15 protein-coding genes are annotated in these 12,250 nt (G+C 62.9%); 7 read left to right on the top strand and 8 right to left on the bottom strand.

The window, feature by feature from the left end; all coding sequences use genetic code 11:
• Positions 1 to 24: 24 nt before the first annotated feature.
• The 5 genes from lolA to cysG all read left to right on the top strand — a co-directional run bounded on the left by lolA (position 25) and on the right by cysG (position 5,191).
• On the top strand, positions 25 to 648 hold the full coding sequence (gene lolA / locus J3P89_RS17635) for an outer membrane lipoprotein chaperone LolA (RefSeq protein ID WP_186710180.1): 624 nt from the start codon (positions 25 to 27) through the stop codon (positions 646 to 648).
• Between the two features lie 155 nt (positions 649 to 803).
• Entirely contained in the window at positions 804 to 2,129 is a 1,326-nt protein-coding gene (locus J3P89_RS17630) for a replication-associated recombination protein A (RefSeq protein WP_434603736.1), read from the top strand.
• Entirely contained in the window at positions 2,126 to 2,500 is a 375-nt protein-coding gene (gene crcB / locus J3P89_RS17625) for a fluoride efflux transporter CrcB (RefSeq protein ID WP_207961507.1), read from the top strand. Before J3P89_RS17630 ends, crcB begins: the two co-directional genes overlap by 4 nt.
• 15 nt (positions 2,501 to 2,515) lie before the next feature.
• The gene (gene serS / locus J3P89_RS17620; RefSeq protein ID WP_305495528.1) at positions 2,516 to 3,796 is read left to right on the top strand and encodes a serine--tRNA ligase; all 1,281 of its coding nucleotides are present in this window, start codon (positions 2,516 to 2,518) and stop codon (positions 3,794 to 3,796) included.
• Positions 3,797 to 5,191: a siroheme synthase CysG gene (gene cysG, locus J3P89_RS17615; protein WP_434569007.1), complete on the top strand. Its 1,395-nt coding sequence runs from the start codon at positions 3,797 to 3,799 to the stop codon at positions 5,189 to 5,191. It begins immediately after the preceding gene.
• A gap of 134 nt (positions 5,192 to 5,325) precedes the next feature.
• On the opposite strand, the gene J3P89_RS17610 is transcribed toward cysG, so the two are convergent.
• From J3P89_RS17610 to J3P89_RS17580, 7 genes are all read right to left on the bottom strand, one after another.
• Entirely contained in the window at positions 5,326 to 6,330 is a 1,005-nt protein-coding gene (locus J3P89_RS17610) for a glutathione S-transferase family protein (protein WP_434695084.1), read from the bottom strand.
• An 89-nt stretch (positions 6,331 to 6,419) separates the two neighbouring features.
• Positions 6,420 to 7,421, bottom strand: a complete 1,002-nt coding sequence (locus tag J3P89_RS17605; protein ID WP_434695083.1) for a glycosyl transferase family protein — start codon at positions 7,419 to 7,421, stop codon at positions 6,420 to 6,422.
• Positions 7,418 to 7,753, bottom strand: a complete 336-nt coding sequence (locus J3P89_RS17600; protein WP_305495521.1) for a TusE/DsrC/DsvC family sulfur relay protein — start codon at positions 7,751 to 7,753, stop codon at positions 7,418 to 7,420. The genes J3P89_RS17605 and J3P89_RS17600 overlap by 4 nt, the downstream gene beginning before the upstream one ends.
• A complete protein-coding gene (tusB, locus tag J3P89_RS17595) occupies positions 7,750 to 8,043 on the bottom strand; it encodes a sulfurtransferase complex subunit TusB (protein WP_434695082.1) in 294 nt (97 codons plus the stop codon). Before tusB ends, J3P89_RS17600 begins: the two co-directional genes overlap by 4 nt.
• Positions 8,043 to 8,405: a sulfurtransferase complex subunit TusC gene (tusC, locus tag J3P89_RS17590; RefSeq protein ID WP_434695080.1), complete on the bottom strand. Its 363-nt coding sequence runs from the start codon at positions 8,403 to 8,405 to the stop codon at positions 8,043 to 8,045. The genes tusB and tusC overlap by 1 nt, the downstream gene beginning before the upstream one ends.
• Complete coding sequence (gene tusD / locus J3P89_RS17585) at positions 8,405 to 8,797, bottom strand: sulfurtransferase complex subunit TusD (RefSeq protein WP_434603751.1); 393 nt, start codon at positions 8,795 to 8,797, stop codon at positions 8,405 to 8,407. Before tusD ends, tusC begins: the two co-directional genes overlap by 1 nt.
• 220 nt (positions 8,798 to 9,017) lie before the next feature.
• Positions 9,018 to 9,347: a DUF6388 family protein gene (locus J3P89_RS17580; protein WP_434695079.1), complete on the bottom strand. Its 330-nt coding sequence runs from the start codon at positions 9,345 to 9,347 to the stop codon at positions 9,018 to 9,020.
• 133 nt (positions 9,348 to 9,480) lie between these two features.
• Between J3P89_RS17580 and J3P89_RS17575 the strand changes: the two genes are divergently transcribed.
• On the top strand, positions 9,481 to 9,831 hold the full coding sequence (locus J3P89_RS17575) for a hypothetical protein (RefSeq protein WP_434624668.1): 351 nt from the start codon (positions 9,481 to 9,483) through the stop codon (positions 9,829 to 9,831).
• A gap of 130 nt (positions 9,832 to 9,961) precedes the next feature.
• Here J3P89_RS17575 and J3P89_RS17570 read toward each other — a convergent pair whose 3' ends face one another.
• Complete coding sequence (locus J3P89_RS17570; protein ID WP_434624666.1) at positions 9,962 to 10,393, bottom strand: GNAT family N-acetyltransferase; 432 nt, start codon at positions 10,391 to 10,393, stop codon at positions 9,962 to 9,964.
• 129 nt (positions 10,394 to 10,522) lie between these two features.
• On the opposite strand from J3P89_RS17570, the gene ggt reads away from it, so the two are divergent.
• Positions 10,523 to 12,250, top strand: a complete 1,728-nt coding sequence (gene ggt, locus J3P89_RS17565; RefSeq protein WP_434695078.1) for a gamma-glutamyltransferase — start codon at positions 10,523 to 10,525, stop codon at positions 12,248 to 12,250.

Here is a 12,250-nt window from a genome sequence, read left to right as displayed (position 1 = left end):
CCCCACGAATTCATGAGGACTCCCATGCGCCTGATTCGCATGCTGTTGTTGCCCGTATTGGCTTTGTCTACCTTGTCGGCCCATGCCGGCGAGAAAGATGTGGCCCGCCTGACCCAGTTGCTGGGCGGCTCCCAGACCCTGACTGCGCGTTTCTCCCAGCTGACCCTCGACGGCAGCGGCACCCAGTTGCAGGAAACCGCTGGCGACATGGCCCTGCAGCGCCCTGGCCTGTTCTACTGGCACACCGATGCACCCGCCGAACAGCTGATGGTGTCCGATGGCAAGAAAGTTTCCCTGTGGGACCCGGACCTTGAACAGGTGACCATCAAGACCCTCGACCAGCGCCTGACCCAGACCCCGGCGCTGCTGCTCTCCGGCGATATCTCGGAGATCAGCCAGAGCTTCGACATCACCTCCAAGGAGGCCGGTGGCGTGATTGACTTCACTCTCAAGCCGAAGACCAAGGACAGCCTGTTCGACAGCCTGCGCCTGTCGTTCCGCAACGGCCTGGTCAACGACATGCAACTGATCGACAGTGTCGGCCAGCGCACCAATATCCTGTTCACCGGGGTCAAGGCCAACGAGCCGATCGCCGCGTCCAAGTTCAAGTTCGACATCCCCAAGGGTGCGGATGTGATCCAGGAATAAATCCCGGATCCCTGTGTGTGGGAGCGGGCTTGCTCGCGAATGCGGTGTATCAATCGACATTATTGTTAACTGACACACCGCATTCGCGAGCAAGCCCGCTCCCACAAAGGCATCTTGGTACAAACCAGGACCCAGCGGAGGTTGTGTAAGTAATCATGGACCTGTTTCGAAGCGCCCCGATTGCCCAGCCATTGGCCGCCCGCCTGCGGGCCACCAACCTGGATGAGTACGTCGGCCAGGAACATGTGCTCGCCCGCGGCAAGCCCCTGCGCGAAGCCTTGGAGCAGGGCGCCCTGCATTCGATGATCTTCTGGGGCCCGCCGGGGGTCGGCAAGACCACCCTGGCGCGGTTGCTGGCGGAAGTCTCGGACGCGCATTTCGAAACGGTGTCGGCCGTGCTGGCCGGGGTCAAGGAGATTCGCCAGGCGGTGGAAATCGCCAAGCAGCAGGCCGGCCAGTACGGCAAGCGCACCATCCTGTTCGTCGATGAAGTGCATCGCTTCAACAAGTCGCAGCAGGACGCCTTTTTGCCCTATGTCGAAGATGGCACGCTGATTTTCATCGGTGCTACCACCGAGAACCCTTCGTTCGAGCTCAACAACGCCTTGCTGTCCCGCGCGCGGGTCTACGTGCTCAAGAGCCTCGACGAGGCGGCGATGCGCAAGCTGGTGCATCGCGCGCTCACCGAAGAGCGCGGCCTGGGCAAGCGCCACCTGAGCCTCAGCGACGAAGGTTTCCAGATACTGTTCAGCGCTGCCGACGGGGATGGTCGGCGCCTGCTCAACCTGCTGGAAAACGCCTCGGACCTGGCCGAAGACGACAGCGAGATCGGTGTCGAACTGCTGCAAAGCCTGCTGGGCGATACCCGGCGCCGCTTCGACAAGGGCGGCGAGGCGTTCTACGACCAGATTTCGGCGCTGCACAAGTCGGTGCGCGGCTCCAACCCGGACGGCGCGCTGTACTGGTTTGCGCGGATGATCGATGGCGGTTGTGATCCGCTGTACCTCGCGCGCCGCGTGGTGCGCATGGCCAGCGAAGACATCGGCAACGCCGATCCGCGCGCGCTGAGCCTGTGCCTGGCGGCCTGGGACGTGCAGGAACGCCTCGGCAGCCCGGAAGGCGAGCTCGCCGTGGCACAGGCCATTACCTACCTGGCCTGCGCGCCGAAAAGCAACGCCGTCTACATGGGCTTCAAGGCGGCGATGCGCAGCGCCGCCGAGCACGGCTCTCTGGAAGTGCCGTTGCACCTGCGCAACGCGCCGACCAAGCTCATGAAACAGTTGGGCTACGGCGAGGAATACCGTTACGCCCATGACGAGCCTGACGCTTACGCCGCCGGCGAAGACTATTTTCCCGAGGAACTCGACCCCCAACGGTTCTATCAGCCGGTGCCCCGTGGCCTGGAGCTGAAGATCGGCGAGAAGCTCAACCACTTGGCGCAATTGGACCGATTAAGTCCACGGCAGCGGAGAAAACCGTGATCCCCTTGATTCTCGCAGTCTCCGCCGGCGGCGTTGCCGGTACATTGTTGCGTTTCGCCACGGGCAACTGGATCAGCGCAAATTGGCCGCGGCACTTCTATACCGCGACGCTGGCCGTTAATATCGTGGGCTGTCTGCTGATCGGCGTCCTATACGGCCTGTTTCTGATTCGCCCCGAAGTGCCCATCGAGGTGCGCGCGGGGTTGATGGTCGGCTTTCTTGGCGGCCTGACGACTTTTTCATCCTTTTCACTGGATACGGTGCGCCTGCTGGAAAGCGGGCAGGTGCCGCTGGCCCTGGGCTATGCGGCCATCAGCGTGTTCGGCGGGCTGCTCGCCACCTGGGCCGGCCTGTCCCTGACCAAACTTTGATAACGAGAGACCGACATGCTCGATTCCAAACTGTTACGTAGCAACCTTCAGGACGTAGCGGACCGCCTGGCATCCCGTGGCTTTGCCCTGGATGTCGCGCGCATCGAAGCGCTGGAAGAACAGCGCAAGACCGTCCAGACCCGCACCGAAGCCCTGCAGGCTGAACGTAACGCGCGCTCCAAGTCCATCGGTCAGGCCAAGCAGCGCGGCGAAGACATCGCGCCGCTGATGGCCGATGTCGAGCGCATGGCGGGCGAGTTGAGTGCCGGCAAGACCGAACTGGACGCGATCCAGAGCGAGCTTGATTCGATCCTGCTGGGCATCCCGAACCTGCCTCACGAATCGGTGCCGGTGGGTGAAGACGAAGACGGTAACGTCGAAGTACGTCGCTGGGGCACGCCGAAAGCCTTCGATTTCCCGGTACAGGACCACGTCGCCCTGGGCGAGAAATTCGGTTGGCTGGACTTCGAAACCGCCGCCAAGCTGTCGGGCGCGCGTTTCGCCCTGCTGCGCGGGCCGATCGCCCGTCTGCATCGCGCACTGGCGCAGTTCATGATCAACCTGCACGTCACCGAGCACGGCTACGAAGAGGCCTACACGCCTTACCTGGTCCAGGCACCGGCGCTGCAAGGCACCGGTCAGTTGCCGAAGTTCGAGGAAGACCTGTTCAAGATCGCTCGCGACGGCGAAGCCGATCTGTACCTGATCCCGACCGCCGAAGTCTCGCTGACCAACATCGTTGCCGGCGAAATCGTCGACGCCAAGCAACTGCCGATCAAGTTTGTCGCCCACACGCCGTGCTTCCGCAGTGAAGCCGGCGCATCTGGCCGTGACACCCGCGGCATGATCCGCCAGCACCAATTCGACAAGGTCGAGATGGTGCAGATCGTCGAGCCGTCGAAATCCATGGAAGCCCTGGAAAGCCTGACCGCCAACGCCGAGAAGGTCCTGCAACTGCTCGAGCTGCCGTATCGCACCCTGGCGCTGTGCACCGGCGACATGGGCTTCAGCGCGGTCAAGACTTACGATCTGGAAGTCTGGATCCCGAGCCAGGACAAGTACCGCGAGATTTCGTCGTGCTCCAACTGCGGTGACTTCCAGGCCCGCCGCATGCAGGCGCGTTTCCGCAACCCGGAAACCGGCAAGCCGGAACTGGTCCATACCCTCAACGGCTCCGGCCTGGCGGTGGGTCGTACGCTGGTCGCCGTGTTGGAAAACTACCAGCAGGCCGACGGCTCGATCCGGGTGCCTGAAGTGCTGAAGCCGTACATGGGCGGCATCGAGGTCATCGGCTAAATGGACTATCTGCCACTGTTCCACAACCTGCGCGGCAGCCGCGTGCTGGTGGTCGGCGGCGGCGAGATTGCCCTGCGCAAGTCTCGCCTGCTGGCGGATGCCGGTGCGCTGCTGCGGGTGGTCGCACCCGACATCGAACCGCAGTTGCGGGAACTGGTCAGTGGCAGCGGCGGCGAATGCGTGCTGCGTGGCTACGTCGAAGCGGATATGGACGGCTGCGGCCTGGTCATCGCCGCCACCGATGACGAGCCGCTCAATGCCCAGGTTTCGGCCGACGCCCACAAGCGCTGCGTACCGGTCAACGTGGTGGACGCGCCTGCGCTGTGCAGCGTGATCTTCCCGGCGATCGTCGACCGCTCGCCGCTGGTTATTGCGGTGTCCAGCGGCGGCGACGCGCCGGTGCTGGCACGGCTGATCCGCGCCAAGCTGGAAACCTGGATTCCATCGACCTACGGGCAACTGGCCGGCCTGGCGGCGCGCTTTCGCAATCAGGTCAAGCAACTGTTTCCCGATGTGCAGCAACGGCGGGCATTCTGGGAAGAGGTTTTCCAGGGCCCGATCGCCGACCGTCAACTGGCCGGGCAGGGCGCCGAGGCCGAGCGGCTGCTGCGCGAGAAGATCGACGGCCAGGCGCCAAACGCGCCGGGCGAAGTCTATCTGGTAGGCGCGGGGCCGGGTGACCCGGACCTGCTGACCTTCCGCGCGCTGCGCCTGATGCAGCAGGCGGACGTGGTGCTTTACGACCGTCTGGTGGCCCCGGCGATCCTCGAGCTGTGCCGGCGCGACGCCGAGCGGGTTTACGTTGGCAAGCGCCGGTCCGAGCACGCGGTCCCCCAGGACCAGATCAACCAGCAATTGGTCGACCTGGCCCGGCAGGGCAAGCGTGTGGTGCGGTTGAAGGGCGGCGATCCGTTCATCTTCGGTCGTGGCGGCGAAGAAATCGAAGAACTGGCGGCCCATGGCATCCCGTTCCAGGTGGTCCCGGGCATTACGGCGGCCAGTGGTTGCGCGGCTTACGCCGGGATCCCGCTGACCCATCGCGACTACGCCCAGTCGGTGCGTTTCATCACCGGCCATCTCAAGGACGGCAGCAGCGATCTGCCCTGGGCGGACCTGGTATCGCCAGCGCAGACCCTGGTGTTCTACATGGGCCTGGTGGGGCTGCCGGTGATTTGCAACGAATTGATCAAGCACGGTCGAGCGGCGGACACGCCGGCGGCGCTCATCCAGCAAGGCACGACTTCAAACCAGCGGGTGTTTACCGGTACCTTGGCGGACCTACCGCGGCTGGTGGCCGAGCACGAGGTGCATGCGCCGACACTGGTGATCGTCGGGGAAGTGGTGCAGTTGCGCGAGAAGCTGGCTTGGTTTGAAGGGGCACAGGGGCAGGTCTGAAGACCGCGCCGCGCCCTTCGCGAGCAGGCTCGCTCCCACAGGGGACTGTGTGTAACCATTGTATTTCAACACTGATCAACTGTGGGAGCGAGCCTGCTCGCGATGAGGCCCTCAATCAAAGCGAAAATCCAGGATCAATCCCGGGCCCCGCGCCAGATCCCTTTCCCACTCAACCTCCCTCGATCATGCGCCACCCTGAAGTCCTGCTTCGGCCCCTTGGGCACGATCCCATTGGGGTTGATGGTCTTGTGGCTGCCGTAGTAGTGCCCCTGGATATGCGTGAAATCCACTGTCTCGGCAATGCCTGGCCACTGATAGATCTCCCGCAGCCAGTTCGACAGGTTCGGATAATCGGCGATGCGTCGCAGGTTGCATTTGAAGTGGCCGAAGTACACCGCGTCGAAACGGATCATCGTCGTGAACAAGCGGATGTCGGCCTCGGTCAGGTACTCGCCAGCCAGGTAGCGGCGGGTGTCCAGCAGGGCTTCCAGATGGTCCAGCTCGGCAAACAGCTGATCAAAGGCTTCTTCGTAAGCCGCCTGGGTGGTGGCGAAGCCGGCGCGGTAGACGCCGTTGTTCACCGCCGGATAGATGCGCTCGTTCAACCCATCGATTTCGCCGCGCAGGTGCTCTGGATAGAGATCCAGGTCGTTGCCAGTCAAACCATCGAAGGCGCTGTTGAACATGCGGATGATTTCCGCTGACTCGTTGTTGACGATGCGCTGCTGCTGTTTATCCCACAGCGCCGGCACAGTGACACGGCCGTTGTAGTCCGGTGTATCGGCGGTGTAGCGCTGGTGCAGAAAGTCGAAGTGGTCGAGCTTATCGCCCGTCGAGCCGTGAGCCTGGTCGAAGGTCCAGCCGTTTTCCAGCATCAGGTAGCTGACCACTGAAACATCGATCAGCTCTTCCAGGCCCTTGAGCTTGCGCAAGATCAGCGTGCGATGGGCCCAGGGGCAGGCGAGGGACACATAGAGATGATAACGACCGGCTTCGGCGGCGAAACCGCTCTCGCCGGAAGGGCCGGCGCTGCCGTCGGCGGTTATCCAGTGGCGGCGTTGCGCCTGTTCACGCTGGAAACTGCCGTCCTTGCTTTCATACCACTGGTCCTGCCAGCGGCCCTCGACCAACAAACCCATCTCGATCTCCTCAGCCTGGTAAACGTTGGAGGAGAGTCTATGCCGATAGGTTCGAACAAAAAGCGCAAAGGTTGGGCGCTGATGATCGACTAAATCGATCTGTTCCGCGCGTCCCAATATTGCCGGGCTTTGTCGAACGCGTCTTCGCGAGACAAACCCAGGCCGCGCAAGGCCAAAGCCATCGTGGCGATCAACGCCAGTTGCGGGTAGCTGTCCTCGACGTCGCCGCGCCAGACGGCTTTCAAATGCTCAGGGTCGAGGCGCTCCGGCTTGACGTGGCGCTGCTCCGACAGGCGTGGCCATTCTTCGTCCCAACTGGCGCCACCGGTGGTGCCGTACAGATGGCTGTCGGCGTCCGGATTGATTTCGATCTCGCCGCCGTCGCCCTTGATCACGATGGCGGTGTCGCCCAGCAACCCGCTGGCCTCGCGATGCACGGCCTGGTAGCCAGGATGGAAGATGCTTTGCAGACCGCAACGTGCGCCCAGTGGATTGAGGATCCGCGCCAGGGAATGGATCGGCGAGCGCAGCCCGAGGGTGTTGCGCAGGTCGATCATCCGTTGCATCTGCGGTGCCCAGTCCACCAGCGGCATGAAGGCCAGACCGCTGTTGTCCAGCGCCGTGCCGACCTGTTGCCAGTCGCGGCACAAGGGAATATCCAGCAAACCAAGCAACTGTTCGGTGTAGAGCCGACCCGCCGTGTGGGCGCCGCCGCCGTGCATGAAGATCCGCACGCCGTTCTGCCCCAGGCATTTGGCCACCAGCAGATACCACGGCAGGTGGCGCTTCTTCCCGGCGTAGGTCGGCCAGTCGAGGTCTACCGCCAGTTGTGGAACCACCAGGCGTTGACGCAGGGCGTCGGCGAAGCCGGCCATTTCCTCGGCGCTTTCTTCCTTGTGCCGCAACAGCATCAGGAAGGCGCCGAGCTGGGTCTCTTCGACCTGCTCATCGAGCACCATGCCCATGGCCTCGCGGGCTTCTTCACGGGTGAGGTTGCGGGCGCCGCGCTTGCCTTTGCCAAGGATGCGCACGAATTGGGCGAACGGATGTTCGGCCGGGGTCTCGAGGGTCAGCGAAGGAAAGTCGGTCATAAGCAATTCGTCGGTTTGGGCAGGCCCGCCAGCTTGGCGGCGAGTTTGGCGGGAGTGCCTTTGAACAATCGGTTCAGGTGCAGGCTGTTGCCCTTGTCCGCGCCGAGTTTCAGCGCGGTGTACTTGATCAGCGGCCGAGTGGCGGGGGACAGCTGGAATTCATCGTGGAAGGCCCGGAGCAGTTCGAGGATTTCCCAGTGCTCGGGGCTCAGCTCGATGTCTTCGGCGGCGGCCAGGGCTGTGGCCACTTCCGTTGACCAGTCATTGAGATCGGCCAGGTAGCCGTCCTTGTCCAGCGCAATGCTGCGCGCGCCCACGGTCAGCACGTTCATAGCCAGGAGTTGACCTTGTCATGCTCGATTGAAAGCTCGACGAAGGCTGAGTAATCGATGGCTTCGGCCCAGTCCGGAATGTGCAGGGCACGGCCCTGGGCGTCTTCGGCAAGGACGAACACCTTGCGCCCGAAGGCCTGGAGTGCAGCGAACGGTTCGGTGCCAGGTTGCAGCGCGTAAGTCGCGTCGCCGCACAGCAGCAGCGCATCCTGGCTCCCCAGTATCCGCAGGCAACTGGCGAGGCGGTTATCACCGAACGGCGAATGGGACAACACATGCAAAGTCGACATCAGAGGGTGATCACCTGGTCGTAACGGTCAATGAGCGCGGCGATGTCCGCTGCGCCCAGCACTTTCAAAGCGTCCACTGCCAGGGCGTCGGTGGCGATACCACGCTCGGCGGCGCTGTCGGCGCAGACAAACAGGTCTTCGACGCCGAACATCGGCAATGCCTGCAAATTGGCGCTCAGGTCTTTTTGCTGGAGGGCCTTGGCGTTTTGCCCGGCGCTGAGCTGGAACACGCCGTCATCGAGAAACAGCAGGCCAATGGGCAGGTCGAACGCACCGCCGGCCAGCACGATGTCCAACGCTTCCCGGGCTCCGGGGCCAGACCACGGAGACTGACGGCTGATGAGCAATAACGACTTGGCCATCATGCGCCTCCAAAACAGATCAAGCGGTCGGCGTCCTGGATCGCATCGTGCAGCTGACCCAGTCCGGAAAGGGCCCAAGGCGCTTCGACGCTGATTGCCGAACGCTGATAGCGCTGGGCCTCTTCAGCGTTGAGCACACCACGGCGCAACGCCGCCGCGATGCAGACGACGCCGTCGAGCTGATGGTCGCTGACGAAGGTTCGCCATTGCCGGGGCAGATCCTGCTCATCCTGAGGCGTGACGATGCTGTTATCGGCGTTGTAGACGCCGTCCTGGTAGAAAAACAGCCGCACGATCTCATGCCCACCAGCCAGCGCGGCTTGCGCAAACAGCAAGGCGCGGCGCGAGGAGGGCGCATGGGCGGCGGAAAACAGCGCGATGGCGAACTTCATGACAGACCCGATCCGTAAAACTGCGGCCATGATAAAGCTTTATGGGCGGTGGGGCGATTCTCGGAAACGGCGTGAGCTTTCGTGGCGAGGGAGCTTGCTCCCGCTGGGCTGCGAAGCGGCCCCAGGATCGTGCAACTCGGTGCGTCAGGTGAGTTGAGTCGCCTTTTTGGGCCTGCTGCGCAGGCCAGCGGGAGCAAGCTCCCTCGCCACGGGGTTCACTTCAGTCCATGAGGCCATGTAACTGGCAGTACTCAGCCCATTCCATTCCCGCCATCTCCGCGACTTCCCTGTGCACTTCCATGCGCTGGGCCTGGTAGTCCTCGGCGGAGGCCGCCGTCAGCGACAGCGTCAGCTCCCAGGCAAACAGACCCAGGCGCTCGGCCTCGGCTTCGAACGCCTCATGCAAGCGCTCGGCGCGATACTGCGCAGCGGTTTCGCCCTTGGCCTGGGCCAGCAGGGGGTTGAGGTTGTCCAGCTCGACGCGCAACTGCGGGCGTTCGTTGAGAAAGATCTCCAGGGCTCGTTCGTGCTGCTGTCCGGTTGCCGCCATGGTTGCTCCTTGAGTCAATGTCCCGACAGGTTGCGTGAATCGATAGCCGTTGTCGCGGGCAAATTTCAGTAAAGCCGCACGTAGGCGCGGATCGCAGTGCTAAAGTCGTTTTTTTTCTCGATGAGTGAACGCGATGCGAATGCTGATGGTGGCCGTGGCCGCAACCCTGCTGGCCGGCTGCGCGGGTTCGGCGATGGAACAGGCCCGGACCCAAGCCCCCTACAAGACCCTGGCCTCGGACAAGCCGGAGCAGAATGTCGCCCAATGCGTGAAGTTCGCCTGGGAAGACGAAGCGGTGTTCGGCGTCGATGCCGGTGCCTACCTGCAACCCGGCAAGCAGGGTGGCTCGACGGTGTACACCCGCTCGGCCGAATCGTTTGTCGATATACAAGCCAGTGCCACCGGCACGGCGTTGAAGTACTACGCCAAACAGGATGATTTTGTCGCCAAGCGCCGGTTGGCGGCGTTGGCGACTTGCCTCTGAACCCCTGATCACAATGTGGGAGCGAGCCTGCTCGCGAAAGCCGTTTATCTTCTTGCATAGCATTTGACTGACCCACCGCTTTCGCGAGCAGGCTCGCTCCCACAGGGGATGTCCCACAGGGGATGGGTGGTCAGTCAGCGTTCGGCAGGCGTTTCTGGAAAAAGAAACGCTGATGCCCCGGCGGGTAGTCGTCGATCTGCCCGCACTCGGTAAAGCCATGCCGGCGATAGAAGTCCGGGGCCTGGAAGTCGAAGGTGTCGAGCCAGATACCTACGCAGTCTTTCTCCCTGGCCAGCTGTTCGGCCATCTGCATCAGTTGCGAACCCGTGCCTTGGCCCCGGGCCTGTTCAGGCACTACCAGCAGTTCGATATAGAGCCAACGAAAAAATATTCGGCCGTAGAGTCCGCCGACGATTTCGCCGTGCTCGTCGCGCACCAGCCAGGCGACCAGTTCCGGCGCGCTTCCACCGGTCTGAGCCGTGTTATAGGCGCGTAGCGGCGCGAGGATGGCCTGGCGTTGTTCATCGGTGGGAGCGTCCGTGCGCTCGATTCTTAACGTCATCGGCGATGTCCTTGTGCGAGGATGATCAAGCACACGAGCCTACAGTAAACAGGCATATTGTTTAAACCGAGCCATACTCGTGTGTGCTTTTGAAGCGATCCCGACCCTAAAACAAGAAGAGACCGACTCATGAAGTTCGAATCCCTGGCCCGGACCCTCATCGCCACTTCGCTCTCCCTTTGCTGCCTGACTGCCCACGCTGCGTCCCAGGCCCCGGTTGCCGCCGAGAACGGCATGGTCGTCACTGCCCAGCACCTGGCGACCCAGGTCGGCGTCGATGTGCTCAAGAACGGTGGCAACGCGGTGGATGCGGCAGTCGCGGTGGGCTACGCCCTGGCGGTGGTCTACCCGGCGGCGGGCAACCTTGGCGGTGGCGGTTTCATGACTCTGCAGATGGCGGATGGCCGCAAGACATTCCTGGATTTCCGCGAAAAAGCGCCATTGGCCGCCACCGCCGACATGTACCTGGACAAGGACGGCAACGTCATTCCCGAGCTCAGCACCCGCGGCCACCTGGCGGTAGGCGTGCCCGGCACGGTGTCCGGCATGGAACTGGCGCTGAAGAAATACGGCAGCAAGCCCCGGGAGGAACTGATCGCCCCGGCGATCAGGTTCGCCGAGGAGGGTTTTGTTCTCGAGCAAGGTGATGTCGACCTGCTGGAGACCGCCACGGACGTGTTCAAAAAGGACATGCGCGATTCCGGCGCGATCTTCCTGCACAACGGCGAGCCGATGCAGGCCGGCCAGAAACTGGTGCAGAAAGACCTCGCCAGGACCCTGCGGGAAATTTCCGCCAAAGGCGCCGACGGCTTCTACAAAGGCTGGGTGGCCGACGCCCTGGTGACTTCCAGCCAGGCCAACAAGGGCATCATCACCCAGGCCGACCTGGACAAATACAAGACCCGCGAGCTGGCCCCGGTGGAATGCGACTATCGCGGTTATCACATCATTTCCGCACCACCGCCGAGTTCCGGTGGTGTGGTGCTGTGCCAGGTCATGAATATCCTCGACGGGTATCCGATGAAAGACCTGGGCTTCCATTCGGCCCAAGGCATGCACTACCAGATCGAAGCCATGCGTCACGCCTATGTCGATCGCAACAGCTACCTGGGCGACCCGGACTTTGTGCAGAACCCCATCGACCATCTGCTGGACAAGAACTATGCGGCAAAACTGCGCGCCGCGATCGAGCCGCAAAAGGCCGGCGACTCGCACAAGATCAAACCCGGCGTGGCGCCTCACGAGGGCAGCAACACCACCCACTATTCGATCGTCGACCAATGGGGCAACGCCGTCTCTGTCACCTACACCCTCAACGACTGGTTCGGCGCCGGCGTGATGGCGAGCAAGACCGGGGTGATCCTCAACGATGAAATGGACGATTTCACCGCCAAGGTCGGCGTGCCCAACATGTACGGCCTGGTACAGGGCGAGGCCAACGCCATCGCACCGGGCAAGGCGCCGCTGTCGTCCATGAGCCCGACCATCGTCACCAAGGACGGCAAGACCGTGATGGTCGTCGGCACGCCGGGCGGCAGCCGCATCATTACCGCGACCCTGCTGACCATTCTCAATGTGATCGACTACGGCATGAACCTGCAGGAAGCGGTGGACGCACCGCGCTTTCACCAGCAGTGGATGCCGGAGGAGACCAACCTGGAAACCTTCGCCGCCAGCCCCGACACGCTCAAGCTGCTGGAAAGCTGGGGCCACAAGTTCGCCGGCCCGCAGGACCCCAACCACATCGCCGCGATCCTGGTGGGCGCGCCGTCACTGGGTGGCAAGCCCGTGGGCAAGAATCGCTTCTACGGTGCCAACGATCCGCGTCGCAACACCGGGTTATCGTTGGGCTACTGA

The sequence above is a fragment of the Pseudomonas sp. Z1-14 genome (assembly GCF_051132005.1).
In the GTDB taxonomy this organism is placed as follows: domain Bacteria; phylum Pseudomonadota; class Gammaproteobacteria; order Pseudomonadales; family Pseudomonadaceae; genus Aquipseudomonas.
The sequence above is the reverse complement of the archived record's forward strand: the minus strand, read 5'-3'. Positions and strand labels throughout refer to the sequence as shown.

What these genes read in the sequence shown, in the direction of transcription:
- lolA (WP_186710180.1), top strand. Translation starts at nt 25, where the DNA reads ATGCGCCTGATTCGCATGCTGTTGTTGCCCGTATTGGCTTTGTCTACC.
- J3P89_RS17630 (WP_434603736.1), top strand. Translation starts at nt 804, where the DNA reads ATGGACCTGTTTCGAAGCGCCCCGATTGCCCAGCCATTGGCCGCCCGC.
- serS (WP_305495528.1), top strand. Translation starts at nt 2,516, where the DNA reads ATGCTCGATTCCAAACTGTTACGTAGCAACCTTCAGGACGTAGCGGAC.
- cysG (WP_434569007.1), top strand. Translation starts at nt 3,797, where the DNA reads ATGGACTATCTGCCACTGTTCCACAACCTGCGCGGCAGCCGCGTGCTG.
- J3P89_RS17610 (WP_434695084.1), bottom strand. Translation starts at nt 6,330, where the DNA reads ATGGGTTTGTTGGTCGAGGGCCGCTGGCAGGACCAGTGGTATGAAAGC.
- J3P89_RS17605 (WP_434695083.1), bottom strand. Translation starts at nt 7,421, where the DNA reads ATGACCGACTTTCCTTCGCTGACCCTCGAGACCCCGGCCGAACATCCG.
- J3P89_RS17600 (WP_305495521.1), bottom strand. Translation starts at nt 7,753, where the DNA reads ATGAACGTGCTGACCGTGGGCGCGCGCAGCATTGCGCTGGACAAGGAC.
- tusB (WP_434695082.1), bottom strand. Translation starts at nt 8,043, where the DNA reads ATGTCGACTTTGCATGTGTTGTCCCATTCGCCGTTCGGTGATAACCGC.
- tusC (WP_434695080.1), bottom strand. Translation starts at nt 8,405, where the DNA reads ATGGCCAAGTCGTTATTGCTCATCAGCCGTCAGTCTCCGTGGTCTGGC.
- tusD (WP_434603751.1), bottom strand. Translation starts at nt 8,797, where the DNA reads ATGAAGTTCGCCATCGCGCTGTTTTCCGCCGCCCATGCGCCCTCCTCG.
- J3P89_RS17580 (WP_434695079.1), bottom strand. Translation starts at nt 9,347, where the DNA reads ATGGCGGCAACCGGACAGCAGCACGAACGAGCCCTGGAGATCTTTCTC.
- J3P89_RS17575 (WP_434624668.1), top strand. Translation starts at nt 9,481, where the DNA reads ATGCGAATGCTGATGGTGGCCGTGGCCGCAACCCTGCTGGCCGGCTGC.
- J3P89_RS17570 (WP_434624666.1), bottom strand. Translation starts at nt 10,393, where the DNA reads ATGACGTTAAGAATCGAGCGCACGGACGCTCCCACCGATGAACAACGC.
- ggt (WP_434695078.1), top strand. Translation starts at nt 10,523, where the DNA reads ATGAAGTTCGAATCCCTGGCCCGGACCCTCATCGCCACTTCGCTCTCC.